This is a genomic window from Bradyrhizobium lablabi (assembly GCF_001440475.1).
Classification (GTDB): Bacteria; Pseudomonadota; Alphaproteobacteria; order Rhizobiales; family Xanthobacteraceae; genus Bradyrhizobium; species Bradyrhizobium lablabi.
Window position 1 is genome coordinate 27,707 of record NZ_LLYB01000035.1, and the last position, 23,894, is coordinate 51,600.

The following is a 23,894-nucleotide window of genomic DNA, read 5'->3' on the forward strand; positions in this document are numbered from 1 at the left end:
GGCGGCAGAGCCTGCCGACCGGCGGTGTCGCAAGCTCAGCGCGGTCCATTCGTGGGTTTGACGTCACCAAGCCCCAAGCCACGAACTCATTTTCTGCAGCGCCTGGCCTCTTCGCTGACATGCGAGACAAAACGCTTTAGGTACAAGGGTCTGTCGGTATTTCGACGCATGCAAAGATTCAATACCCGCTTTGCCCAGGGATCGACGAGCTTGACGATCTTCAACGGCATCGCCTTGCTTGCTCTTCGGGCTGCGCTTTCCGATACGATGCCCGGTGCAACCCCCATGGAAACCATGCCGCAAACAGCGATGAAGTTGGGGACTCGAACGCGCCAGCGTATCGGTGTCCCTGATCTTGCCGACTGCATCTCCAGATGCTCCGTGAGTGCGTTGGAGTTGAGAAGGCCAACCAGTTCGCTGGAGATGGCGCAGGAGAACTCGATCTCCCGACGGGATGCGAACCGGTGGTCATTGGGCACAACGAGCACAAGCTGATCAACAGCGAGGGGCACCAGTTCAAGGTCGCCCGCGGGCGTGAAATCCGCAATAATGCCGGCGTCCCGCTCGCCATGCCGAATTGCGTCTATGATTTCGTGACTCTGCCGCTCCTCGACGTCGAGATCGACGTTGGGGTTCTGGATAAGGTATTTTGCCACCAGGTGTGGCAGCAGTTCGGATAGCCCCGCGGTATTCGACAGCAATCTGATCCGCCCCCTCACGCCTTGGGAGAATTCCGCCAGATCGCCCTTCATGCTCTCGCTTTGAGCCAGGATAATTCGGGCGTGTTTCAACAGAGCGGAGCCGGCGGCGGTCGGACGTACGCCTGTTTTTTCGCGAACAAGGAGAGCGGTGCCGAGCTCCAATTCCATATGCTTGATCCGTTCGCTCGCTGCTCCGGCGCTTATCCGGATTGCGTTCGCGCCCAAGCTGATGCTTGCGCGCTCAGCGACGTTGATGAACAAGCGTAGGTCGGAGAGATCGAATCTCATTCAGCTTACTCCGTGCCCGGTCGTTGAAAGCTTTTGCAGGGGCCGAACGTGATAGCAGTCGCGAGGCAGGGAAGCAGAGCACGAATATGAGCGATGTTGCAATGATGGAGCCATGCGCCGCCTTGCCGTTGACGATTTGGGCTTTCCTAAACGACGCTTCGATTTTTCCAGTTTGCGCTGGAAATGCCCGGCAGATAACTAGAGTTCATGAACACAGCTACGGAAATTCTGCGCAACGATCCGGAAGCGATCGCGTTCGTCGATATCGATGAGCAGCGCCGACCGATCCGCTACGGCGACATCGGTCCTTTGCTGGTCGATCTCGCGGAGCAGGCGGGTCTTCCAGCGTTCTCGCGGTCAGCGCGGGTGGCGCTGATCATGCCGAGAGGAAAAGACGGGCTGCTTGGTTTTCTGGCCGCGTCGTCTTACGCGATCTGCTGTCCGCTCGACCCGCGCTTGCTCGACGATGAATTGGCCGATGCAATCCGGGATCTCAAGGTGGTAGCGATTGTCGACGGAACCGGAGAGCCGCGCATTGCGTCGATCGCCGAAAGTCTGAAGGTCGACATCCGGAGGCTGCGAGTCTCCGAGCATGCTTCGGGGCTGCCACAAAAGCATCGAATTGGCCGAACCGATGCGGACGATATCGCGCTGCTGTTGCAGACCTCGGGAACGACCTCGAAGCCGAAGCACGTCGCTCTCACGCACTCAAACATTCTTGCTGCCGCCAGGGCGATCGTGACAAGTTATGCCATCGGCCCGTCCGACTTGTGCATCAATCCCATGCCGCATCATCACGTCCATGGCCTGATAAGCGCGGGGACGTCGTCCTTGCTCGCCGGCGCGTCTCAATATTGCTTGCCGTCGTTCGCGCCTGCAGCCTTCGACAAGGCCATGGAGTTACTTGATCCCACATGGTTCACCGGCTCGCCCGCCTTCCACCTCGGACTCCTGGATCACTTCAATGCTTCCGGCCATGCTCCGAGGACGGAACGCTTGCGGTTCATGCGATCGTCTTCGGCTCGCCTCGGCCATCGCGCAATACGAACAGATGTTCGGGGTGCCATTGCTGGAAAACTACGGAATGACGGAGACTGCCTCGACGGTGTGCTCGAATCTGCTCGCGCCCGGGTTGCGGACACGGGGGTCGGTGGGGCGTCCGATCGGAGCGGAAATCCGTATCGTGGATGCTTTAGGTCTCGAACTCGGTGTCGGTTCGGAAGGAGAGGTGCTGCTGCGGGGGCCCAGCGTCATCACCCGGTATGCATCGGGCGAATCCGGCCGCGATCACTTCATCGACGGCTGGCTGCGCACGGGAGATGTCGGCAAGATCGACGAGGACGGATGTCTGTTCATTCGCGGCCGGACCAAGGAATTGATCAAGCGCGGCGGGCACTCGGTGTATCCGCTGGAAGTCGACAGCGCGATCCTGTCGCATCCGGAGGTGACGGAGGCCATCACTTTTTCCCTGGAGCATCCGACCCTGGGCGAAGAATTGGTGGCGGCATTTGTCCCGCGTGCCGGCAGCGCGATCGATGGAAATGATATCCGCCATTTCCTCGAGGGCAAGATCAGCACGTACAAGATTCCCGCTGCTATCATTCGTGTCGGAGAGATTCCGAAAAACGCCACGGGCAAGTCGGCGCGCCGGGCGATGCGTCCCGCATTCGCAGGTGAGTTTGCGCTGAAAGGCGTGGCGGCGCATTCGGAGCTTGAAGGTGCGATCCTCGAAGCCTGGGCGCGCGCAACCGACGCGTCGGGTCTTGGAGTCACCGATAATCTATTCGTTCATGGAGGCGATCCGATTCGGGCGCAGCGTGTTCGAGACGACCTTCGGCAACGCCCCGGTGTGGACTTGTCATTGAAGGACATGATTCGTAACCCGACGGTGCGCATGCAGGCGAGCCTTGTTTTATCCAGAGCCGGGCCGAGCGTGCCGGCACCGTCACCACTCACGGAGATATCGAAATGAATGCAACAGCATCCGCACCTGCCGGCGTACCTGCGGATCATGCTCCCGATGCCAAGGGCGTCGAGGCGCTCATTAACAGATACCTGGTCGCAGTAAAGCACTGCGATGTGGAGGCGCTGCGCTCGACGTTCGAGCCGTCGGCCAATATCTCCCATTACTATGTCAAGGGCGATACCGTGCGCGCGAACGACGTCGAGGGGTTCGTCAACGTGATCCGATCGCTTCACGACAAGTTTGACAACGCGGAGGAGGTCGCAAGGGCGATCGACGTTCGCCTGGTCGGTCCTCTTGCCAGTGTCCGCGTTCCGTTTGGTTTCGTCATGGGACCGAATACTCTCGAAGGCGAAGATATCTTCAATCTCGCCTTCTGCAGGGGAGAGTGGAAGATCATCCACAAGAGTTACTATCTCTGAGAGAGCCCGCGATGACCGATCTGGTCGAATATCGCCTCGAGGGGCATATCGCAACGATAACCCTGAACAGGCCCGACAAGCTCAACGCCTTCGATGCGGACCTTGTGCGGGCTCTTGCCGGCAAGCTGCGACGGTTTGACGAGGATGAGGTCGCACGGGTTGCGATCCTGAGAGGGGCCGGCAAGGCGTTTTCGAGCGGTGCCGATGTGAAGGCAAGACAATGCCGGAGCAGAGAGGAATTCGAGCGGTTCGGTGGCCCGCAGGAGCCCGATGCTCATTCCGGCGATCTATTGACGCGCGCGGTGAAGTGGAAGCCGGTGATTGCCGCTCCCCATGGTTATGTCATGGGACTTGCGGTCGGCATCGTGCTCGAGTGCGACATCGTCGTTTCCGAAGCTGAAACGAAGTTCCAGATCACGGAGACACCAAGGGGGCTCGGCGGTGCGAGGTATTGGGGGCTGGCGCACTTCTGCGGCGCCGCGGCCTTCGCCGCGGAGGTAGCTCTCACCGGAAGATTCTTCTCGGCTGAGGAAGCTCAAGGGGCTGGTTTGATTGCGCGCGTGTGTCCCAAGGGTGAACACCTCGGCGTGGCGCACCGGATCGCGCAGAGCATAGCCAGCAATCCGCCGCTCAGCGTTCGATCTACCGTCCGCTCGCGGCGCTATTTCATGGATTTGTTCGAGAAGGAGATTGCAGCCCAGACGGATCCGATGAAGCTTTACCTTACCGAAGATTTCCGAGAGGCGGTTAATGCCCATCTTGAGAAGCGGGAGCCAGGGCCCTTCCATGGACGCTGAATCAATCGCGATCGTAGCCGGGCAGGTGCGCTCCTTCTTGAGGCTAGTTTCGTGGCGACGCAAGCTCAGACAATTGGGGCGCACAACATGAGACGCTACTCCTCGATAGCTCCGCCGATCATTCTCAGGTGCTCTCGAAAGCCAAACGCCGGATGCTCCAGACGACGTGCGAGATATTGCGCAAAAGCAGCTTGATCCCTGAAGCTACGTCCCGCTCGCATTTCGCTGGCCTGCCGGTGCTCCGTTGACCTGATTGCTTCCGCCGCTTGGACAACCTCCGCAAGGCGCTCACGCGGAAGAAAAATCGCCCCATCTGCATCACACGCGACTACGTCGTCCGGACCGACCAGCCATTCGCCTACGCGAGCAGAGACGAGAGCATCGGGCGCACGCTTGTCGAGCCGCTGCGGCCCTGTCGGCAACGAACCGAGCGAGAAGAAATGTTGAACCGGAGTACGTTCATATGGCTGTTTGAAAATTGTCCCCGGTTCACGCAGTCCCTGGCGCAGCAGCTCAACGAGCGGATGGGTCAATTCATTGCCGCCATGGAATCGGATCGCCTTCACGATCCTGCGGCACGCGTAGCGCGCCATTTGGCGTGGCTGTTCAACCCGATCCTCTATCCGAGCACCCGCGTGCTCATCGAGATTACGCACGAGGAGCTTGCACTTCTGGCCGGGCTCTCGCGCCAGGTGGCGAACAAGGCGCTTGCGAGCATCGAGGCCACTAGCGACGTCCTGATCGCTTGAGTTCGGCGACTTGGGGCTGCTTCTCCCCGGCCAACTTCCCCGCGGCGTGCAGGCTGCTGCAATACCACCAGATTTCATATTGTCTCGCGCCCAAAAACAGTCCGGTCTCCCTGCACTCCTCGTAGGTTTTGAAGTTGCGTACGTTTCTGCACGTTGTCGATAAAGTAAAATCCCCTGATGACACGGAGCATCCGTTCCACGGCTGATTGCCGTATTTGAAGCTTGTTTGGCAACCGTCGGTGCAACTGCTGGAGGTCTTCTCAAGCGCGGCAATCCTCGCCATCACTGAACCGGTCACTGGCTTTTGAGCTGATGTCGGTGGCGTTTGAGGGGCTGGCGATGTCGGGCGAGCTGCAACCGTGTTTGCCACCGGCGGCGCCTGCCTCTGTGATCTTACTACCGGCGGCCTTGCCACCTGCTGCGGCGCCTGAACCGTGATGCTGGGAAGCTGGTTGGTGGGGCCTGTTGCGGTTTGCGAGGCTGCCGTGCCGCTCAGCAATACGGTTGACAGGACAGCGATAGCTGAGGGCGCGACAAGGCTCGATGACATTCTCACAACTCGTTCTCCCCAAATGCCGTCCCCGGGTCGGATTGCGCTACCTGTTTCGATTCTCCGCGGTAACCCGAAATTTTCCTCCAGCCAGCATGCCGTTGCAATACCACCAGGATCGTTGGTGGTTCCAGCCCAGGAACATTTTGGTTTCTACGCATTGCACGTAGTCCCTGTGAGTGAGCGTGTCTTTGCAGGTTGCTGAGAAAACTGAATTCCACCCCGCCGATTCGCTGCATCCAACCCAAGGGTCCTTGCCGCGTTTCAAGCTTGTTTCGCAACCATCGTTGCAACTGCTGGCCTCTCTCTCGAGGCGGGCAAGCTTCGCCATGACAGGACCCTGCGCAGCCGACGGCGTCCCTCCCGCTGTTTGAGCCGTCGTCCGGGCGGCCGGTCCTCTCCGGAAACCTGCACCGGTGTTTGCCGCCCGCTGCTGCGTCTGTGGCGGCCTCGCCGTTTGCTTCGGCGCTTCGACTGTGATGCTCGGAAGCGTGGAGCCTGATGTGGTTTGCGACGCGGCGGTGCCGCCGAGGGCGCTCAGCAATGCGGTTGACAGGATCGCGACAGCTGACGGCGCGACAAGGCTTGATGACATTCTCATGACCCGTTCTCCCAAATCCGGAAATAAACGCCGTCCCGGTGCGGACACCGTCTCACGTACCCAACCAGCCGTTCCGTTCGATCGGCATCATGCTCCGGCGCAGTCACACGCATCTCCCACGCTCGCGACAATGCGTACGGTCGTGCCGAGTTTTCGCCGCAGCCAATCGAATACGTACTCCTTTGCAAGGGTCGGATTGTCGATATGGCCGGGAGATGCCGCGGTTTCTTCCGTCGAAAAGACCTTCAAATCAAGCGGCGCGCCCGACCGTTTGCAGGATTCGTGGACATCGATTGCATTCTCGACGGCGATATGATCGTGTTGTCCGATCGTCATCAGCGAAGGGCATTTTAGCATCGCCGCGGAATGCACGACTCCCGCCATCCAGACCCGCTCGCCGGGCGCTGCTTGATCGCAGCCGATCCGACCTATCGCAAAAATGAGTTCGTGGCGTTCCCAAAGTCCCCCGTCACAAACCGCAGCGGCAAATCGATGATCGCGGCTTGCGATCCCGGTCGCGAGAGAGCTGCCCAAGCCGTCACCGTAAAGCGCGATCCTGGAGGGATCGATGTCGCCGCGCGCGAGCAGATAGTCCACCCAGCGACCGGCCGAAGCCTCGATGTCTTCGTCCGTGGCTTCGTAGTCCGGCAGATCGATCAGCAGAAGCGATAGGCCATTTCCAGCCGCGCTCCTACGCATCGTGTAAAGTAGTTCATCCTTGCAGAGGTCGACCCCGCCGAGACAGACCACGACCGGCATCAACGGGGGAGCGCCCGGAGCGCTGATGAAATATCCTTCCAGGGAGCAGCCGCCTTGGTATGGAATTCTGACGACGTCGCCCCTCGGGCAGGTATGTTCGAGATAGAGGCGCGAGCACCGTCTCATGCTTCGCAACAGAAACTCGCGCCTCGGATCCTTCTCATCCATGAATAGCTCGGCGCAGCGGTAATAGTTCGATGCCCGCAGCCAGTTGCTGGTCGCCGCATTGAAGCCGCCCCGGGCATGTGCTTCATCACCGCGGGCACGGTTGATATCGGCTGCGCTTTTCCAGGCTTCATACCAACTCTCGTCGTCGCCAGGCGTAATCAGCCTTGCGGCGAAAAAACATTCCGAGATGGTGCTTGCGCCCTCCTGTGCCGCACCGAGCATCCGCATGAACTGAAACGAGTAAGCCTCGTCGTCGGGCCATTGCAGCCATCCCGCGTCGCCGTAGCGGGGCGGCGGGGACGGCATTTTTGGCCCGCCCAATTTGGCCTCGGCCGGCAACGCGAGCATATCCTTGTCCGGGTCCATCGACATCGCTTCCTCCCAAAGGGAAGACAAAGCATCACTGGAAGTGTTCGATGTGTCTCGCGAATTTCCGCGTGTGCCCGTTTTTGTAATTTTCCATGTCGGACCGGGAGGACGATACATTGCGTTACAAGATGTCACTTGCCTCGGCGGTTGGGTACTCGGGCGCGTATGGCCAATCCGATGGGTTGGACGACGCTATTGGCCAATGTCTGGAGTGGCCCATAGAAGACATGGCCGAGCCTGCGGCTTTCTGACCCGAGGCGCCACCTCGGGGTGTGTCATTTCCCGGAATCTATCGAGCAGTGATGCTCAACCTTCTAGCCCGCTCCTATCGGCCGGACTGGCAATGTCGATCGAGAACGAGCTTGCGGCATCATATAGGGTGCAGAATATACGGCCTCACGCTATCCATTCTCAGTCCGAGGCACGCGATCTCCTTGTCGGAAAGGGGGCGCAAGGCGGTCCTCTTGTCATCCCGAACGATACCCGGATAGCGCAGGATAGCCTCTTCCGCCTCACCTGCTTCAAGCGTTCCAACCGCAAAGAATCTGGGATCAGCTTCCAGTTCCGCCAAGCGTAGCTCGACGAGCCAACCACATTGCGCAAGGTCATCTCCACGCGACTGCTCTCCCAGACCGACTTGGCTGGCTGTCGGATGTGAGTTTTCGAGGCTCGGTATCGGCAGGGCCAAATCGACAGAGGACGCCACAGTTCTCGCCATTCGAGGCGCCGCTATTCTCTACTTGTTAAAGGCCAGGCTGGAGCAATGCCACCAGACTTCCATGGGTTTCCAAGCGAGCATCGTCGGGGCATTGCAGCCATCCTGCGCCGCTGTAGCAGGGCGGTGCGGACGGCATTTTTGGCCCGCCCAATTTGGCCTCGGCTGGCAACGCGAGCATGCCATTGTCCGGGTCCAGCGACATCGCTTTCTCCTAAAAGGAAGACCAGCATCACTGGAAGTGTCCGATGTATCTCGCGAATTTCCGCGTGTGCCGGTTTTGAAATTTTCTATGTCGGGCCGGCAGGGCGATACATTACGTTACAAAATGGGATGTCACTTGCCCCGGCGGTTGGGTACTCTGGCGTGTATGGGCAATCCGGACCACATTCTCGTCGTCGACGATGACCTGGGTTTGCGCGAGCTGTTGGACCGATACTTTGTCGGCAACGGCTATCGGGTCACGACGGTGGCCAACGGCCGGCAGATGCGCGAGGTTCTCGCCAACCACCGGGTCGATCTGATCGTGCTCGACCTCATGCTGCCGGGGGACGACGGCCTCATGCTCTGTCGCAACTTGCGCGCGAATCAAGCCTATGACATTCCGATCCTGATGCTGACGGCGCGGGGCGACGAGGCAGACCGCATCGTCGGCCTCGAGATGGGGGCGGACGACTATCTTACGAAGCCGTTTGCCCCGCGCGAACTGCTCGCCCGCATCCGCTCGGTATTGCGCAGGGCCGAGATGCTGCCCCGCAACCTTGCGGCATCGGAGAAAGCCCGTCTGTTTCGGTTCGGCGAATGGAAGCTCGATACGGTCGGGCGTTTCCTGGTCGACGCCGACGAGACCGTGGTCTCGTTGAGCGGCGCCGAATATCGGCTGTTGCGCGTGTTTCTCGATCACCCCCAACATGTCCTCAATCGCGATCAACTGCTCAACCTGACGCAAGGCCGTGAGGCCGAAGTCTTCGACCGGTCGATAGACCTTCTTGTCAGCCGTCTTCGCCAGCGATTGCGCGACGACGCGCGGGAGCCGTCCTACATCAAGACGGTGCGCAGCGAAGGCTACGTGTTCGCTGCCTCCGTCGACGCATTGCCGGAGCCGTCATGAGCGCCCGTTTTCGGCGTATGGCGGCGCGTCTTTGGCCGGGCTCCCTGTTCGGCCGGCTGGCGATGATCCTGTTCTCCGGCCTTGTGGCCGCGCATGTTCTGGCCTTCGTTTGGATTGTCCTCGACCACATGGCGATCGAAGACGAAGTGGGGAATAAATTTGCTGCGGTGGACGTCGCGGAAGCGGTCGCTATCCTCGACTACGTCAAGCCCCAGGAAAGACCAGCCTGGCTCGACCGCCTCTCTCGACTCCACTATCGATACTTTCTCAGAGATGGGGGAGAGCTGGAAGCGGAGCTACCCAAACGACGGCAAGCGAACATCGCGCGTTTGCGGGCCCTGCTGGGGCCCGACCACGACGCGAACTTTGTCTACCCCGATCCACCGGCGCGGCGTGCCATACTTATGCACCTGAGGGACGGCAGCCCGCTGACGCTCGAGATCTATTGGCAGGGGGCAAGCATTTCACCATGGTTGCCAACGGCACTCGCCGTTCAACTCTGTATCATTGCATTCTTCGTCTGGCTGGCCGTAAAGCTCGCAACGCAACCGCTGGCTCGCCTCGAGCAGGCGGCCAACGGCCCGGGCTCGGATTCGCGCGGTGAGCCGCTGCCGGAGGATGGTCCTAAGGAAGTTGCGCGCGTCGCTGCCGCGTTCAACGCCATGCAGCGACGCATTGCCGAGCAGGTCGCGGAACGGATCCAGATTCTGGCAGCGATCTCGCACGATCTCCAGACCCCGATCACGCGCATGCGGCTGCGCGCTGATTTCCTGGGTGACAGCGACGCCAAGGAAAAGCTGCAGGGCGACCTGCAGGAAATGCAGACGCTCGTCAAGCAGGGTCTTGCCCTGGCACGGGAGTACGACGACATTGGCCCGCCGACGTCAGCGCATGTCGCCGTCGAAGCATCGCCGGAGCCGTCATGAGGGTTCGTTTTCGGCGCATGGTGGCGCGTGTTTGGCCGGACTCACTGTTCCGCCGGCTGGCGATCATCCTGTTCGCCGGCCTCTTGGCTGCACATGTGCTATCCTTTGGTCTGGTCGCCCTCAATGTCTTCGGCCCCAGCAACGAGTCATCGGATGACTATTTCATGCGATATATCGCGACGGCGGTCGCTATCCTCGACCGGGTCAAGCCCGAAGAAAGACCCGCATGGCTCGATCGCCTCGGTCGACCTACCTATCGGTACGTTATCAGAGACGGAGGAGAGATCGAAACGGCGCCACCCAAACGACGACAAGAGAACCTCGCGCGTTTGCGGGCCATGGTCGGGGAGGGCCACGACGCGAAAACCGTCTTCTATCTCGATCCACTGAATCGGCGGCGACTGGGCTGGCTCCTTCATCTGAAGGACGGCACCCCACTGATGCTCGAATTCACCGCGCGGAGGACGGTGAGTTCGCCCTGGTTGCCGACGGCGCTCGCCGTCCAACTCTGTCTTCTCGCATTCTTCACCTGGGTTGCCGTGAAGCTCGCGACGCAACCGCTGGCGCGCCTCGAGCGCGCGGCCAACAGCCTGGGTTCGGATCTGCGGCGTGAGCCGCTCCCGGAGGATGGTCCGAAGGAAGTGGCGCGCGCCGCTGCCGCATTCAATGCCATGCAGCGACGCATTGCCGAGCAGGCGGTGGAACGGATTCAGATTCTGGCGGGGATCTCGCGCCGCCTTCAGACTCCGATTACGCGCATGCGCCTGCGCGCGGATTTTCTCGGTGACCGCGATGTCAGGGAAAAGCTGCAGGGCGACCTGCAGGAAATGCAGACGCTCGTTAAGGAGGGGCTCACCCTGGCCCGCGGACGCGACGAGATCGGCAAGCAGCGGTGCCAGACCGACCTGCATGCCCTTATCGACAGTATCGTCTGCGACTATTCCGACGCCGGAAAACCGCTTCGCTTTTCCGGAGAACGCGGGGTAACGATTCTCACGCACCCGCAGGGCTTGCGCCGCATCCTGATCAACTTGATCGATAACGGGCTGAAATTCGGCGAGGATGTCGAAGTCGCCATCGACACGCAACCGTCGAACCGCATCGCGATCACCGTATCCGACCGTGGCCCCGGTATTCCCGATGAGCATCTGAAGTCGGTATTCCTGCCGTTTTACCGGGTCGAGGCTTCGCGCAATCGCGAGACCGGTGGCACCGGGCTTGGCCTTGCCATCGCCCAGCAACTCGTCAGCGCGCTTCGCGGCACGCTCACGCTCGCCAACCGCGACGGCGGCGGATTGGAAGCGCGCCTCGAATTTTCGAGATAACAATACGATGGCTCTGACGCGGATGATATCTCGTGCGCGCAGCAGGACTCGAACCTGCAACCAGACCGTTATGAGCGGGGGATATCGTGTCGCTTCGTTGATTTTGCTGCACCATTGCTTGAGTTCGATCGCGTTCGTTGCGCTTTGGCGAGGTCGTTTCCGGTGCGAAGCCGGCGCGGTCCCCGGCAATGGAAGATTTCGCCCGACGAGGAGGCTGCTCGCGCTCTCAACGCTTTGTTGAACGTTCAGTAAAGTGGTTTGCTAAACATGCTGACCATGACCAACCTTCTGGCGCTCCTGTTATCCAGATAGGCCGAACTATCTCCGTCGGACCAGATCGGCAATCGTGTTCCTAACAATCTTCGGGTATTTTGCTGCGCTGCGAACATCCGGCCGCGCGCGCGAATGTCGCAAATCTTTTCGCCAGGCTCGCGAGAAACCGGCTTGACGGCCTCCAAAATTTAGTAATACGTTTAGTGTTATAAAAAAACTAAACATCACGCATCGAGTGGATGTGTGGGAGGAGCCCAAGCCTTCTGGACCCGTTTCCGGAAATGGTCCGTCTCGTCCTTCACTCATCGCTCCTCAAACTCGGTTTCAGGGTCTTGGCGTCGTTCCGACAGGGAGCGCCGAGCGGGTTAGATGCTTCAACGAGAGAGGAAACGGATATGCGGACATTCAATTGTTTAGGAAGCTCGGCGGCCGCCACGGTCCTCGGGGCGGCGCTGCTGGGGATGTTTGGCGGAGGCGAAGCCGCAGCACAGAGCAAGCAGCTCACGCTGTGCTGGGCGGCATGGGATCCCGCCAATGCGCTGGTCGAGCTCGGCAAGGACTTCACCAAGCAATCCGGCATCGAGATGAAATACGAGTTCGTCCCATGGACGAGCTATGCCGATCGCTTTCTCAACGAGCTCAATTCCCATGGCAAGCTCTGCGACCTGATCATCGGCGACAGCCAGTGGATCGGCGGGGCTGCCGAGAACAAGTGGTACGTCAAGCTCAACGATTTCTTCGACAAGGAGAAGATATCGATGGACGACTTCGTTCCGGCGACGGTCGTCGGCTATTCGCAGTGGCCGAAGAACTCGCCGAACTATTGGGCGCTGCCGGCCATGGCAGACGCGGTGGGCTGGACCTATCGCAAGGACTGGTTCTCGCGGCCGGAAATTCAATCCGCATTCAAGGCCAAACACGGCCGCGACCTGGCGCCGCCGAAAACCTATGACGAGCTGAAGCAGATCGCGGAGTTCTTCCAGGGCCGCGAGATCGACGGCAAGAAGGTCTATGGCGCCTACATCTTCACCGAGCGCGGCTCGGAGGGCATCACCATGGGCGTGACCAACGCGCTCTATAATTACGGCTTCAGCTACGACAATCCGAAGAAGCCATACCAGATGCAGGGGATCGTCAATTCATCCGACGCGGCCAAGGGGCTGGAGTTCTACAAGGAGCTCTACAAGTGCTGCACGGCGCCCGGCATGACCAACGCCTACATGCAGGAGGGGCTCGATGCCTTCAAGTCCGGCCAGGTGGCGATGCAGATGAACTGGTTCGCCTTCTTCCCGGGCCTCTACAAGGATCCGAATGTCGGCGGCGACAAGATCGGCTTCTTCGTCAATCCGGCCGGCCCGAACGCACACTTCACCCAACTCGGCGGTCAGGGCATCTCGGTCGTCGCGACCTCCGACCGCAAGAACGATGCGCTCGCCTACATCAAGTGGTTTGCGCAGCCCGCCGTGCAGCAGAAGTGGTGGCAGATCGGCGGCTACTCGGCCCTGAAGGCCGTCGTCGATGCACCCGACTTTCCGAAGAGCGCGGCGTTCGCACCGCAATTCCTGGAGTCGATGGGCATCGTCAAGGACTTCTGGGCCGAGCCGTCCTATGCGCAACTGCTGCTCGACATGCAGAAGCGCGTGCATGACTACGTCGTCGCCGACAAGGGCACGGCCCAGCAGGCGCTCGATCTTCTGGTCAAGGACTGGACCAAGGTCTTCAAGGAGCAGGGCAAGCAGGTCGCCTCGCAATAGCGCCTGATCCGGAAAAGTGTGCAGCGGTCCTCCCTCGCGACAAACGCGGAGCGTTTGCGCGGAGATCATGCTCAAACAATAAAGCTAAAGCGCGTTCATCGCGCTTTAGACACGGCAATCGCATCAACTGAACAGGTTTCCCCGGGGGGCGCGCCTCGGGGAAGCCGAACCAGCCAGCCGATGGACCAGATGACGACGATCCTTCAACCCGATGATGCTACGATTGCAGGTATGAGTGAGCCCGCCAGATCTCGTGCCACGCGGCGCGTCCGCGGCCTGTCGGACCGGGCCATCGCCTGGCTGTTCGTTGCGCCGACGATCGCGCTGTTGCTGGCGATCAACATCTTTCCGCTGGTGTGGATGATCCGGCTATCCTTCACCAGCCTCAACCTCAGCATGTCCTATCTGCCGCTGCGGTTCGTCGGGCTCGATAATTTCCGCGACATCCTCACCGACGAGGACGTCTGGTTCCGGCTTCAGACCACGGCGCAATTCGTGATCTGGTCGGTGGCACTACAGGTGGTCATCGGGTATGGCCTGGCGCTGTTGATCAACCGCCAGTTTCGCGGTCACAGCTTCTGGACCACGATCATCCTGCTGCCGATGATGCTGTCGCCGGCGGTGGTCGGCAATTTCTGGACGCTGCTCTTGCAGCCCCAGATCGGTCCGTTCAACTACGTGATCAGCCTGTTCACGGGGGTGCCGCCGAGCTCGTTCAGCATGACCGGACAGGTCGCGCTCGCACCGTGGACCATCGTGATCGTCGACACCTGGATGTGGGCGCCTTACGTGATGCTGATCTGCCTCGCCGGGCTGCGCTCCATTCCCGATTACATCTACGAGGCGGCCGAAGTCGATCGCGCCTCGCCCTGGCGGCAATTCTGGTCGATCACGCTGCCGATGACTGTGCCGTTCCTGATGCTCGCGGTGCTGTTCCGCGCGATCGAGAACTTCAAGATGTTCGACATGGTGAACCTCCTGACGTCGGGAGGACCGGGCTCGACCACCGAACTGGTGTCGATCACGCTGAAGCGTGCGGCGTTCGAGAAGTGGCGCACCGGCTATTCCTCCGCGCTCGCCATCATCCTGTTTGTGACCGTGTTCGGTGCCGCCAACATCTACGTCAAAGCGCTCAACAAGGTGAAGCAACGATGACCGCTGCCGTCGCCAAATCCGTCCCGGCCAAGTCCACCGCACACTCCATCGTCGAAGCCTCGCCGCGCGCAAAGGCCGTGGCCAGTGGCCTCGTCATTCTCTATGCCGTGATCACGATCCTGCCGCTGCTCTGGATCGTCGCCACCGCCTTCAAGTCGCAGAGCGACGCCATCGCCTATCCACCCAAGGTGATCTTCGAGCCGACCCTCGAAGGCTATGTGAACCTGTTCACCGTGCGCACCCGCCAGACGCCGGACTTCATCGCCAAGCTGCCACCGCCGGAGACCTGGTATGACAAGCTCGTGCGCCAGCGCGACATGGTCATCGCCGGGCCGTCGAAGGTCGTGCCGCGTTTTGTCAACTCGCTGATCATCGGATTCGGCTCGACGTTTCTGGCCGTCTTTCTCGGTACGCTTGCGGCCTACGCCTTCTCGCGCTTCCGCATTCCGCTGGCCGATGATCTCCTGTTCTTCATCCTTTCGACGCGAATAATGCCACCGGTCGCGGTCGCGATCCCGATCTATCTGATGTACCGGCAGCTCAACCTGACCGACACCAGGCTCGGAATGATCCTGCTCTATACCGCCGTGAACGTCTCGCTCGCGGTGTGGCTGCTTAAGGGATTCATCGACGAGATCCCGCGCGAATATGAGGAGGCCGCCCTCGTCGACGGCTACACGCGGCTCCAGGCCCTGCGCAAGGTGGTATTGCCGCAGGCCGTCACCGGAATTGCGGCCACCGCGATCTTCTGCCTGATCTTCTCGTGGAACGAATACGCCTTCGCGGTGCTCCTGACGAGCGGCGAGGCGCAGACCATGCCGCCCTTCATCCCCTTCATCATCGGCGAGGGCGGACAGGATTGGCCGGCCGTGGCCGCCGCGACCACGCTGTTCGTCGTCCCGATCGTCCTGTTCACCGTGCTGTTGCGCAAGCACCTGCTGCGCGGCATTACCTTCGGAGCTGTGCGCAAATGAGCGGCGCTGTTGTTACCAAGGGTGGAGTGTCTCGCTGGTTCCGTCGTGGGCCCTGGGAGGCCGGCGCGATGACCTTGATCGGAGGCGGCATCGTCATGCTGGTGCAGCCCTGGTCGATCGATCTGTACAGCTATTCCTTCGTGACGATCCTGGCCGGTACGGTCGGATACGTCATCGTAAGCCATTTTCCGGAATAGGGCGGCAGACATGGCACAGATCCGCATCGAGAACCTGCGCAAATCGTTCGATCAGTTCACGGCCGTGCAGGGCTCAAACTTCACGATCGACGACGGCACCTTCTTTGCGATGCTGGGGCCGTCCGGCTGCGGCAAGACGACGACGCTGCGCATGATTGCGGGCCTTGAGCTGCCGACCGAAGGCAAGATCCTGCTCGACGGCGAGGACGTGACCTTCCGCCGTGCCGCGGCCCGCGATATCGCTTTCGTCTTCCAGCTCTTCGCGCTCTATCCGCACATGAATGTCGCTGACAATATCGGCTTCCCCTTGAAGTGCCAGGGCATGCGCCGGCGCGAGGTTCGCCAGCAGGTGCAGGAGACGGCGCGGCTCCTGCGGATCGAGCATCTCTTGTCGAGCAAGACCTCGAAACTTTCGGGTGGCGACCGGCAGCGGGTCGCGCTGGGGCGCGCCATGGTGAGGCGGCCGAAGGCCTTTCTGATGGACGAGCCGCTGGGCGCGCTCGACGCCGAGTTTCGTCATCTGATGTGCGGCGAGCTTCGCGATCTGCACGATCGCATCGGCGCGACCACCGTCTACGTGACGCACGACCAGCTCGAGGCGATGTCGATGGCGGATCAGATCGCCGTGATGAACAAGGGATGCATCGAGCAGATCGGTTCGCCACAGGAGATCTATGACCGCCCCGCGAGCATGTTTGTGGCTGACTTCATCGGCTCGCCGCCCATGAACTTTTTGCGCTTTGAGGGCGGCCTGAGATCCGGCGATCGAGCCATTGCCATCCATGACGCCAGGATAGCGATCCCGGAGATCCGAGAGGATCGCGCGAGCGCCCCGCTGGCGCTCGGGATACGTCCGGAGCACATTCGCTTCACCGACGCGGCACCCGTCCGCGGCGCGGTGTTCGGCGCCGAATATCTCGGCACCACGCAGATCGTCACCGTCGACACGGCGCATGGACGTGTCGCCGCGCGGCTGCCCTCCAGCGCGCCAGTGCGGATCGGCGAGACGGTGGGTCTTGAATTCCACTCCGAACGGCTGGCGCTGTTCGATGTCGGCAGCGGTTTGGCTATTCGGACCGCCAATGAGGGAGGCGCGCGCCATGGCTGACGTCATCCTGCGCAACATCAGCAAGCGTTTCGGCACGGTCGAGGCGGTGCGCGAGCTCTCGCTGGCGGTGAATGACGGAGAATTCATGGTCCTGCTCGGGCCGAGCGGCGCCGGAAAGACCACGACGCTGCGGTTGATCACCGGGCTCGAGAGCCCCGACGCCGGCTCGGTCATGATCAACGGCCGCGAAGTGACGCATGATCCACCGGGATCGCGCGATATCGCTTTTGTGTTCCAGCAATATTCGCTGTATCCACACCTCACGGTCTACGACAATCTGGCATTCCCGCTACGCTCGCCCGCGCGGCGCGTGCCGGAGCCCATCATCCGCAGGCGTGTCGAGCAGACGGCGGAGCTGTTGCATATCGCAAGCAAGCTGAACAATCGTGCCACCCGTCTGTCTGGCGGCGAGATGCAGCGCGTGGCTATCGGCCGCGCGCTGGTTCGCGATCCCTCGATCTACTTGATGGACGAGCCGCTTTCGTCGCTGGATGCGAAGCTTCGCACCGAGCTTCGTCTCGAACTCAAGCGGATTCAGCTCGAGCTCGGTGCGACCATCCTCTACGTGACTCACGATCAGGTCGAGGCCATGACCATGGCTTCCCGGATCGGCGTGATCAAGGACGGCCAGCTTCTTCAGCTCGGCACGCCGCGGGAGATTTACGAAAGCCCGTCCAGCAGCTATGTCGCTTCGCGGCTCGGGACGCCCCAGATCAACTTCCTTCCGGCCCGCCTGTTGTCCGACGTAGCAGTGCCGCCCGGAACCGAGACCGTCGGCATTCGCACCGAGCATCTGAAGGTTGCCGCGTGCAATGGCGGGCAGATGGTCGGTCGCGTGCACCGCGTCGAGCATCTTGGCGAGCAGAATCACGTTCACCTGGACTATAAGGGTGAGATGCTGGTGACGCTGGCGGATCCCCATCAGCAGCCGTTGAAGGCCGGTCAGGAGGTCGAATTGCGCCTGGTTCATCCGCTCTGTTTCGATCGCGCGGGGCAACGTATCCCGGCGATGATGCACTAAAGGATCAACTCGATGTCGCTGCAACCCGAGACGTTCAAGTCGTTGGTCAAGGTGGCCGCAGAGCAGGTCATCGCCAGCGCGCCGGAGCTTACAAGCCTGGATCAGGCGATTGGCGACGGCGACCACGGAATAAACATGAAGCGCGGGTTCGAAGCCGTGCTCGGCAAGCTCGACGCCATCTCCACGCAACCGCTCGACGAGGCGCTGAAGATGATCGGCAAGACTCTGGTGATGACGGTCGGCGGCGCGTCGGGGCCGCTTTACGGCAGTTTCTTTCTCGCCGCCGGCGAAGCGCTCTCGCATGACAGACATTTGCCGGACGATCTCGCTGACGTCTTCGGCAGCGGCGTGAACGCGGTCAGTGCGCGCGGCCGCTCGCAGGCCGGTGAGAAGACGATGCTCGACGTGCTTGTTCCCGTTCTGGAGACGCTGAGAGCGTCGGCCGGCCAGCCGGACCTGATCGGGCGGGTCCGGGCCACTGCCGCCGAAGCGGTCGAGCGGACCGCGCCGATGCAGGCCACCAAGGGGCGGGCGTCTTTCCTCGGGCCGCGCAGCGTCGGGCATATCGATCCCGGCGCGCGCTCGAGCTGCGTTCTCGTGCACGCGGTGTGTGCGAGCCTGGAGGGACAGCAATGACCGACACTGTGGGTATCGTGATCGTCTCGCATTCGAAGGACATCGCCAAGGGTACCGCCGACATGGTGCGGCAGATGGTCGGCAGCGAGGTCAAGGTGGCATTCTGCGGCGGCAATCCCGACGGCGGACTGGGCACCAGCGTCCCCCTGATCATCGATGCCATCAATGATGCCTGGTCCGCCAAGGGCGTCGCGATCCTCGTCGACCTCGGCGGTGCCGAAACCAACAGCGAAATGGCGGTCGAGATGCTGGAGCCCGCGCGGCGCGATCGCGTTGTCGTATGCAACGCGCCGATCGTCGAGGGGGCCGTGATGGCGGCGACCGAGGCTGCAGGCGGCAGCTCATTGGCCCAAGTGAAGGCCGTGGCCGAGGAACTCTCTGCCGACTGAGACGTCGGCGAAGCGAAGATGGAATATAAGCATGCTGGACAAAGCGGACGGACAAATCTTCACCGGCAATGTGCGGCTGGTGCACGCCGTGGGCATGCACGCGCGCCCGGCGGTCAAGCTGACCAAGCTTGCCAAGAAGTTCCAGGCGCAGGTTTCCGTTCGGGTCGCAGGCGCGGCCGAATGGATCAACGCCAAGAGCGTCGCCAAGATCATGGCGATGCGTGCGGCGCACGGCAGCACGATCGAGATCAAGGCGTCCGGCACTGACGCGGAAGCCGCGGTTGCGGCGCTGGTCGATCTGATTGCAACCGATTTCCCGGACGGGGCCTAGAGCATGCAGGGTGGCGCGACAGGACTGGCCTACCGCGGCAGAACCGCCTCGATCGGCTTTGCCCATGGTCCGTTCGTCCGGGTCGACGCCGATACGAACGGCGAGCGCGTCGCGGGTAACCTCGCTGAAGAAGCGCTTGCCCTTCGTGCTGCGATTGACACGGCAAGCGGGCAGATCGCGGATTTGGCCGGGATCGCCGGCGGCGAGGCCGCGCAAATTCTCGAATTCCAGGTCGCGCTCCTGGAGGACGAGGATTTCATCGAGGATATCTTCGCGTCGATCGGAGAGGGGGATGCGGCTGACGTCGCATGGCGTTCGGCGCTCGATGCGCAGATCGCGGATTACAATTCGGCGGCGGATGAATATTTGAAGGCACGCTCCTCGGACCTTGCGGACCTGCGCGACCGCGTGATCAACATTCTGCGGGGCGGTGGCGGCCAGGCGCTGGAGATTCCGAGCGGCGCCGTCGTGTGTGCCGACGATCTGCCGCCTTCGCGATTCCTGGAGATCGATTGGTCCGGCGGTGGCGGTCTGGCGCTGTTACGTGGCAGTCCCACGAGCCACGTCGCGATGCTGGCGCGCGCGCGGGGCATCCCCATGGTCGTGCAACTCGGCGCGATTCCGGACATCGGAGCCACCGCACTGCTCGACGGCGAAGGCGCGACGCTCGAACTTGATCCCGGCGCCGAGCAGGTCCGCCTGTTCGAGAAGCGGCGGGAAAGCCATCGCAAGAGCAGGGCATCCGCCCGCGCGATTCTGCGACGGCCGACGGCGTCGTGGCGCGGCGAGCGGATCAAGCTGTTCATCAATATCCAGCGAGTCGACGATCTCGAGCACGCCGACGCGCAATATGCCGATGGCATCGGCCTGATGCGCACCGAGTTTCTGCTGACGGAGCGGGGCGGCCTGCCCGACGAGGAGACGCAGTTCGGGGCATACGATGCGGTATTGCGTTGGGCCGACCGGCGCCCGGTCACCATTCGCACATTTGACGCGGGCGGCGACAAGCCTGTCGCCGGCTTCACGCTGGACGGCGAAGCCAATCCGTTCCTCGGGGTTCGGGGCTTGCGGCTTTGCCTGGCCCGGCCCGAGATCTTTGCCATTCAGCTCCGCGCGCTGGCCCGTGCCGCGGTGCGTGGAAACCTCAAAGTCATGTTTCCGATGGTCACATCGGCGGACGAGCTTGAGGCGGGGCGGAGGCTGTTCGCCGAAATCGTGCAGCGCTTGCAGGCGGACGGCATCGCCGCAATGCTCCCCGAGCTGGGAATCATGGTCGAAGTCCCGGCGGCGGCCCTGGCGATTGCGAGCTTCAAGGCCTCCTTCTTCTCGATCGGCTCGAACGATCTCGCGCAATATGTGCTTGCCTGCGATCGTTCCAATGGAGCGCTCGCCCCGTTGATGGACCCGCTGCATCCGGCAGTGCTCGAACTGATCGCGCGGACCGCCGAGCACGGGCGGCGCGCCGGGATCAGCGTGAGCCTGTGCGGCGACATGGCGGGCGATCCGCGCTGTCTCCCCGCATTGCTGAACTGCGGCTTGCGCGAGCTTTCCGTGAACGCGTCGGCGCTTGCGCAGATCAAGCAGACGATCGACCGGCTGAGCAGCGGAGGCGGCGTTGGCTGACACGGCGATCGATGAACCGGCCGAAGCCGGTGCTGTTGCGGTTTACAAGCGCATCTTCAAGGAGGTGCTGGACAGCCGTCCGTCGGGCATGCGGCTGCGTCTGGCGCATGCCATGGGGAAGAACCGCAGCTTCGTGAGCCAGATCAGCAATCCCGCCTATCCAGTGCCGATACCCGTGCAGCATCTCAACACGATTTTCGATGTCTGCCACTTCCCACCGCAGACGAAAGCGGCCTTTCTCCGCGCCTATGCCCGCGCGCATCCGCGCCGAATCGGCCGACTGACCGAAGGATCGCACGAGCGGACCTTGACGCTGCATTTGCCGGATCTCGGCAGTGCGAAACGGAACGCCGAGCTCGATGCGCTGCTCCAGGAATTTGCGCGGCGCTTGATTGCGATCATGCGGGAAAAATAAGGCGTGAAGCCAAGGGAAGGAAAAGGCGAGGAAGCGGGGAGGAGACAATGAAGAAGTTCATCAACTCGGTCGATAGTGTGCTTGCGGAGAGCCTCGACGGGCTTGCAGCCGCGCATGCCGATCTCGTCGCGCTTGGCGAGGGGCGCAAATTCGTGCGGCGCCGTGAACTGAACCCGAAGAAGGTCGCACTCGTTTCGGGCGGCGGCAGCGGGCATGAGCCGCTGCATGCAGGCTTCGTCGGCTATGGCATGCTCGACGCCGCCTGTCCGGGGCAGGTCTTCACATCACCGACGCCGGACCAGATCGTTGAGGCCGCGCAGGCTGTTTCCGGTGAGGCCGGCGTGCTGTTCATCGTGAAGAATTATGCGGGTGACCGCATGAACTTCGAGATGGCAGCCGAGATCGCCGAGGGCCGCACGGCGACCATCGTGACCGATGATGACGTCGCGGTCGAGAACTCGACCCACAGCATCGGGCGCCGCGGCGTCGCCGGTACGCTCATCGTCGAGAAGATTGTCGGCGCGGCCGCCGAGAAGGGCGCTGATCTGGCGGGCTGCGTTGCGCTCGGCGAGCGCGTTAACGCACGCACGCGCTCGATGGGCGTGGCGCTGACGAGCTGCACGGTCCCGGCCGCGGGCACGCCGACCTTCTCGCTCGGCGAGGACGAGATGGAGATGGGGGTTGGCATTCACGGCGAGCCGGGACGTCGCCGCGTCAAGCTGGAGCGAGCCGACGCGATTGCGGACGAGATGACGACGGCCATCGCGCAGGATCTCGACGCGCGAGACGGGGCCGAGGCCCTCCTGCTCGTCAACGGATTTGGCGGCACGCCTGCGATCGAGCTCTATCTGATGTACAATGCGGCGCGCCGGATGCTCGAGAAACGGGGCTTGCGCATCGCCCGCTCGCTGGTCGGCAGCTTCGTCACCTCGCTGGATATGGCCGGCTGCTCGCTCACCGTGAGCCTGCTCGACACTGAGACGACCGCGCTCTGGGACCATCGCGTGCGCACGGCCGCATTGAAATGGTGATCGCTGCGGCGAGCGGTCGCTGATTTTCAGATTGCGCCTTGGCCGACGATCGGCCGGAGTCTCACGCATGCACCGGGAGTTTTCCGGTTACCCTCCCTGAAACTTGCCGTGTCCTTCGGGCACGGCATCTTTTTTGTGCCGAACGGACAGCGATCTCCAGCGATCGATGATCGCGAATGCCTCATCAAGGGCTTCATGCAGACCAGCTTCTGGCGGGCCGGTCTCTCCGGCACGGCTCGTTGCCTCGGCATCGAAGTTGACGATGCGCTTTCGATTTCGGAGCAAATGGGCCGTTTGATCGTCGAAGCGCGTCAGGCTGTTGGGCCTTATCTTCCGATAAAGCCGCCGAATCTGCGATCGAGTGGAGAAACCGTATCCAGATCGGATGTGGAGCGGTACTTGGTGGCCGTTGAAGCAGAGCAATGAGCGATGGTGGAATCGTGCCGCTGATTTGCCCGACGTGTCAAAATGCTTTTGACGCAATCGCTCAAAGTATCGACCATGCGGCTACTTTGCATGGGGTTGTTTTCGATATTTTGGTTGGGCTGGCTGGCCCGGCGGTAGCTCGCAGCCCGGAAGCCCGCCTTCGCCCGATGGGCTTCGGCGCGGCAGCCTTCGCTGCGATGTGGCTTGCCGAGCCGAAGCTGGCGTAGCCAGCGAAGGCTGGTGGGCCCGGCANNNGGACTCGAACCTGCAACCAGACCGTTATGAGCGNNNNACGGGATAGAGGACAGGCTCGTTGATTTTCTTGCGTTTTTGTTCGGATTTGATCGCGTTCGTCGCGTTTCGTTCACGCCGTTGCTGGTGCGAAACTGGTGCGGTGGATGAGAAAGCCTTTATGGCTACCCGTGGCCGTGCTCTGTCTCGATTGGCATCTCCACTGCCGGCGCGGGGGCCGCGGCGGCATCGTCGTGTTGCACCGATAGCAGACCATGGTCCACGTCCGGCGTTCCATGCGCCGCGCCGATCTCTGCGAGAAGCTGATCAGGCTCGACAGGCTGCTGATGATCCTCCGGCGGCGTGACGTTTCCCGCCATCTGCGTGTAGTCCGATGCTGTTTGATCATGGCCACCGCCATGAACGACTTGTCCGGCATCATCAGCATGGGGCTGAGCCAACGCGAGATATTCGCTCGCCGGTGATGGTGCCGTAACTTCGCCGTGATGATCCCCGCCAGGATCAGCATTGGTTAGATCATGCGCCTCGCCGAGTGAGATCGTTCCGCCTGCTCCGGTGTCTGCAGGAGAGCCGTCGTGGTGATCAGCCGACTGAGATTGCGCGACAAGGTCCTGATAGGGCTGCGCAGGATCGGGGTCTGAAAAATCGGCGTGCCCCTGGCCAAGATGCAGCCCGCTATCGTCGTGGGTTCCTTGACCATCATGGTCCTGGCCAAGATGCAGTCCGTTGTCGCCTTGGTCGCCGTGATCGNGCTTTGTCCTGACCAAGGTGGAGTCCGTTGTCGTCTTGGTTGCCGTGATCGGCTTTGTCTTGACCAAGGTGGAGTCCGTTGTCGCCTTGGTTGCCGGGATCGCCCTTGTCCTGG

Annotated in this window: 24 protein-coding genes and 1 pseudogene; 22 read left to right on the top strand and 3 right to left on the bottom strand. The window is 61.7% G+C overall.

What is annotated here, in order from left to right; translation table 11 throughout:
• Positions 1–86: 86 nt before the first annotated feature.
• Positions 87–989 (bottom strand): LysR substrate-binding domain-containing protein, encoded by a 903-nt coding sequence (locus tag CQ14_RS02985; RefSeq protein WP_057856454.1) that lies wholly within the window; start codon positions 987–989, stop codon positions 87–89.
• A gap of 378 nt (positions 990–1,367) precedes the next feature.
• Here CQ14_RS02985 and CQ14_RS48060 point away from each other — a divergent pair.
• From CQ14_RS48060 to CQ14_RS03005, 4 genes and pseudogenes are all read left to right on the top strand, one after another.
• Positions 1,368–2,616, top strand: a pseudogene (locus CQ14_RS48060) (AMP-binding protein); the annotation flags it as partial.
• Positions 2,617–2,643: 27 nt separating this feature from the next.
• On the top strand, positions 2,644–2,961 hold the full coding sequence (locus CQ14_RS48065; RefSeq protein ID WP_430650130.1) for a phosphopantetheine-binding protein: 318 nt from the start codon (positions 2,644–2,646) through the stop codon (positions 2,959–2,961).
• Positions 2,958–3,374: a nuclear transport factor 2 family protein gene (locus CQ14_RS03000; RefSeq protein WP_057856457.1), complete on the top strand. Its 417-nt coding sequence runs from the start codon at positions 2,958–2,960 to the stop codon at positions 3,372–3,374. The genes CQ14_RS48065 and CQ14_RS03000 overlap by 4 nt, the downstream gene beginning before the upstream one ends.
• The gene (locus CQ14_RS03005; RefSeq protein WP_156434647.1) at positions 3,341–4,171 is read left to right on the top strand and encodes an enoyl-CoA hydratase/isomerase family protein; all 831 of its coding nucleotides are present in this window, start codon (positions 3,341–3,343) and stop codon (positions 4,169–4,171) included. Before CQ14_RS03000 ends, CQ14_RS03005 begins: the two co-directional genes overlap by 34 nt.
• A 95-nt stretch (positions 4,172–4,266) precedes the next feature.
• On the opposite strand, the gene CQ14_RS43195 is transcribed toward CQ14_RS03005, so the two are convergent.
• Positions 4,267–4,764: an RraA family protein gene (locus tag CQ14_RS43195; protein WP_156434648.1), complete on the bottom strand. Its 498-nt coding sequence runs from the start codon at positions 4,762–4,764 to the stop codon at positions 4,267–4,269.
• Between CQ14_RS43195 and CQ14_RS43200 the strand changes: the two genes are divergently transcribed.
• A complete protein-coding gene (locus CQ14_RS43200; RefSeq protein ID WP_156434649.1) occupies positions 4,765–4,920 on the top strand; it encodes a hypothetical protein in 156 nt (51 codons plus the stop codon).
• A gap of 1,238 nt (positions 4,921–6,158) precedes the next feature.
• On the opposite strand, the gene CQ14_RS03015 is transcribed toward CQ14_RS43200, so the two are convergent.
• Positions 6,159–7,370, bottom strand: coding sequence for an alpha/beta hydrolase family protein (locus CQ14_RS03015; protein WP_057856460.1), 1,212 nt, complete (start codon positions 7,368–7,370; stop codon positions 6,159–6,161).
• A 1,082-nt stretch (positions 7,371–8,452) separates the two neighbouring features.
• On the opposite strand from CQ14_RS03015, the gene CQ14_RS03025 reads away from it, so the two are divergent.
• From CQ14_RS03025 to CQ14_RS03105, 17 genes are all read left to right on the top strand, one after another.
• Complete coding sequence (locus CQ14_RS03025; protein ID WP_057856462.1) at positions 8,453–9,193, top strand: response regulator; 741 nt, start codon at positions 8,453–8,455, stop codon at positions 9,191–9,193.
• On the top strand, positions 9,190–10,119 hold the full coding sequence (locus CQ14_RS03030; RefSeq protein WP_082649681.1) for a histidine kinase dimerization/phospho-acceptor domain-containing protein: 930 nt from the start codon (positions 9,190–9,192) through the stop codon (positions 10,117–10,119). The genes CQ14_RS03025 and CQ14_RS03030 overlap by 4 nt, the downstream gene beginning before the upstream one ends.
• The gene (locus CQ14_RS03035) at positions 10,116–11,444 is read left to right on the top strand and encodes a sensor histidine kinase (RefSeq protein ID WP_199805430.1); all 1,329 of its coding nucleotides are present in this window, start codon (positions 10,116–10,118) and stop codon (positions 11,442–11,444) included. Before CQ14_RS03030 ends, CQ14_RS03035 begins: the two co-directional genes overlap by 4 nt.
• Positions 11,445–12,112: 668 nt before the next feature.
• Entirely contained in the window at positions 12,113–13,471 is a 1,359-nt protein-coding gene (locus tag CQ14_RS03040; RefSeq protein ID WP_057856465.1) for an ABC transporter substrate-binding protein, read from the top strand.
• A gap of 231 nt (positions 13,472–13,702) precedes the next feature.
• On the top strand, positions 13,703–14,626 hold the full coding sequence (locus tag CQ14_RS03045) for a carbohydrate ABC transporter permease (RefSeq protein ID WP_057856493.1): 924 nt from the start codon (positions 13,703–13,705) through the stop codon (positions 14,624–14,626).
• Positions 14,623–15,600, top strand: a complete 978-nt coding sequence (locus tag CQ14_RS03050; RefSeq protein WP_057856466.1) for a carbohydrate ABC transporter permease — start codon at positions 14,623–14,625, stop codon at positions 15,598–15,600. Before CQ14_RS03045 ends, CQ14_RS03050 begins: the two co-directional genes overlap by 4 nt.
• 68 nt (positions 15,601–15,668) lie before the next feature.
• Positions 15,669–15,797 (top strand): hypothetical protein, encoded by a 129-nt coding sequence (locus tag CQ14_RS48070; protein WP_018645440.1) that lies wholly within the window; start codon positions 15,669–15,671, stop codon positions 15,795–15,797.
• Positions 15,798–15,807: 10 nt separating this feature from the next.
• Positions 15,808–16,905: an ABC transporter ATP-binding protein gene (locus CQ14_RS03060; protein WP_057856468.1), complete on the top strand. Its 1,098-nt coding sequence runs from the start codon at positions 15,808–15,810 to the stop codon at positions 16,903–16,905.
• A complete protein-coding gene (locus CQ14_RS03065) occupies positions 16,898–17,926 on the top strand; it encodes an ABC transporter ATP-binding protein (RefSeq protein ID WP_057856469.1) in 1,029 nt (342 codons plus the stop codon). Before CQ14_RS03060 ends, CQ14_RS03065 begins: the two co-directional genes overlap by 8 nt.
• 12 nt (positions 17,927–17,938) lie before the next feature.
• Complete coding sequence (gene dhaL, locus CQ14_RS03070) at positions 17,939–18,562, top strand: dihydroxyacetone kinase subunit DhaL (protein WP_057856470.1); 624 nt, start codon at positions 17,939–17,941, stop codon at positions 18,560–18,562.
• Positions 18,559–18,951, top strand: a complete 393-nt coding sequence (gene dhaM, locus CQ14_RS03075; RefSeq protein ID WP_057856471.1) for a dihydroxyacetone kinase phosphoryl donor subunit DhaM — start codon at positions 18,559–18,561, stop codon at positions 18,949–18,951. The genes dhaL and dhaM overlap by 4 nt, the downstream gene beginning before the upstream one ends.
• A gap of 31 nt (positions 18,952–18,982) precedes the next feature.
• Complete coding sequence (locus tag CQ14_RS03080; protein ID WP_057856472.1) at positions 18,983–19,282, top strand: HPr family phosphocarrier protein; 300 nt, start codon at positions 18,983–18,985, stop codon at positions 19,280–19,282.
• A gap of 3 nt (positions 19,283–19,285) precedes the next feature.
• Complete coding sequence (ptsP, locus tag CQ14_RS03085; protein ID WP_057856473.1) at positions 19,286–20,905, top strand: phosphoenolpyruvate--protein phosphotransferase; 1,620 nt, start codon at positions 19,286–19,288, stop codon at positions 20,903–20,905.
• Positions 20,898–21,320: a hypothetical protein gene (locus CQ14_RS03090; protein WP_063800289.1), complete on the top strand. Its 423-nt coding sequence runs from the start codon at positions 20,898–20,900 to the stop codon at positions 21,318–21,320. The genes ptsP and CQ14_RS03090 overlap by 8 nt, the downstream gene beginning before the upstream one ends.
• 47 nt (positions 21,321–21,367) lie before the next feature.
• Positions 21,368–22,351 (top strand): dihydroxyacetone kinase subunit DhaK, encoded by a 984-nt coding sequence (gene dhaK / locus CQ14_RS03095; protein WP_057856474.1) that lies wholly within the window; start codon positions 21,368–21,370, stop codon positions 22,349–22,351.
• Positions 22,352–22,459: 108 nt separating this feature from the next.
• Positions 22,460–22,777, top strand: coding sequence for a hypothetical protein (locus CQ14_RS03100; protein WP_057856475.1), 318 nt, complete (start codon positions 22,460–22,462; stop codon positions 22,775–22,777).
• Entirely contained in the window at positions 22,774–23,004 is a 231-nt protein-coding gene (locus tag CQ14_RS03105) for a hypothetical protein (RefSeq protein ID WP_057856476.1), read from the top strand. The genes CQ14_RS03100 and CQ14_RS03105 overlap by 4 nt, the downstream gene beginning before the upstream one ends.
• Positions 23,005–23,894: the final 890 nt, after the last annotated feature.

Coding starts and splice junctions, on each gene's coding strand:
- CQ14_RS02985 (WP_057856454.1), bottom strand. CDS start 989: ATGAGATTCGATCTCTCCGACCTACGCTTGTTCATCAACGTCGCTGAG.
- CQ14_RS48065 (WP_430650130.1), top strand. CDS start 2,644: ATGCGTCCCGCATTCGCAGGTGAGTTTGCGCTGAAAGGCGTGGCGGCG.
- CQ14_RS03000 (WP_057856457.1), top strand. CDS start 2,958: ATGAATGCAACAGCATCCGCACCTGCCGGCGTACCTGCGGATCATGCT.
- CQ14_RS43195 (WP_156434648.1), bottom strand. CDS start 4,764: ATGGCGCGCTACGCGTGCCGCAGGATCGTGAAGGCGATCCGATTCCAT.
- CQ14_RS03015 (WP_057856460.1), bottom strand. CDS start 7,370: ATGTCGATGGACCCGGACAAGGATATGCTCGCGTTGCCGGCCGAGGCC.
- CQ14_RS03025 (WP_057856462.1), top strand. CDS start 8,453: ATGGGCAATCCGGACCACATTCTCGTCGTCGACGATGACCTGGGTTTG.
- CQ14_RS03030 (WP_082649681.1), top strand. CDS start 9,190: ATGAGCGCCCGTTTTCGGCGTATGGCGGCGCGTCTTTGGCCGGGCTCC.
- CQ14_RS03035 (WP_199805430.1), top strand. CDS start 10,116: ATGAGGGTTCGTTTTCGGCGCATGGTGGCGCGTGTTTGGCCGGACTCA.
- CQ14_RS03040 (WP_057856465.1), top strand. CDS start 12,113: ATGCGGACATTCAATTGTTTAGGAAGCTCGGCGGCCGCCACGGTCCTC.
- CQ14_RS03045 (WP_057856493.1), top strand. CDS start 13,703: ATGAGTGAGCCCGCCAGATCTCGTGCCACGCGGCGCGTCCGCGGCCTG.
- CQ14_RS03050 (WP_057856466.1), top strand. CDS start 14,623: ATGACCGCTGCCGTCGCCAAATCCGTCCCGGCCAAGTCCACCGCACAC.
- CQ14_RS48070 (WP_018645440.1), top strand. CDS start 15,669: ATGACCTTGATCGGAGGCGGCATCGTCATGCTGGTGCAGCCCTGGTCG.
- CQ14_RS03060 (WP_057856468.1), top strand. CDS start 15,808: ATGGCACAGATCCGCATCGAGAACCTGCGCAAATCGTTCGATCAGTTC.
- CQ14_RS03065 (WP_057856469.1), top strand. CDS start 16,898: ATGGCTGACGTCATCCTGCGCAACATCAGCAAGCGTTTCGGCACGGTC.
- dhaL (WP_057856470.1), top strand. CDS start 17,939: ATGTCGCTGCAACCCGAGACGTTCAAGTCGTTGGTCAAGGTGGCCGCA.
- dhaM (WP_057856471.1), top strand. CDS start 18,559: ATGACCGACACTGTGGGTATCGTGATCGTCTCGCATTCGAAGGACATC.
- CQ14_RS03080 (WP_057856472.1), top strand. CDS start 18,983: ATGCTGGACAAAGCGGACGGACAAATCTTCACCGGCAATGTGCGGCTG.
- ptsP (WP_057856473.1), top strand. CDS start 19,286: ATGCAGGGTGGCGCGACAGGACTGGCCTACCGCGGCAGAACCGCCTCG.
- dhaK (WP_057856474.1), top strand. CDS start 21,368: ATGAAGAAGTTCATCAACTCGGTCGATAGTGTGCTTGCGGAGAGCCTC.
- CQ14_RS03105 (WP_057856476.1), top strand. CDS start 22,774: ATGAGCGATGGTGGAATCGTGCCGCTGATTTGCCCGACGTGTCAAAAT.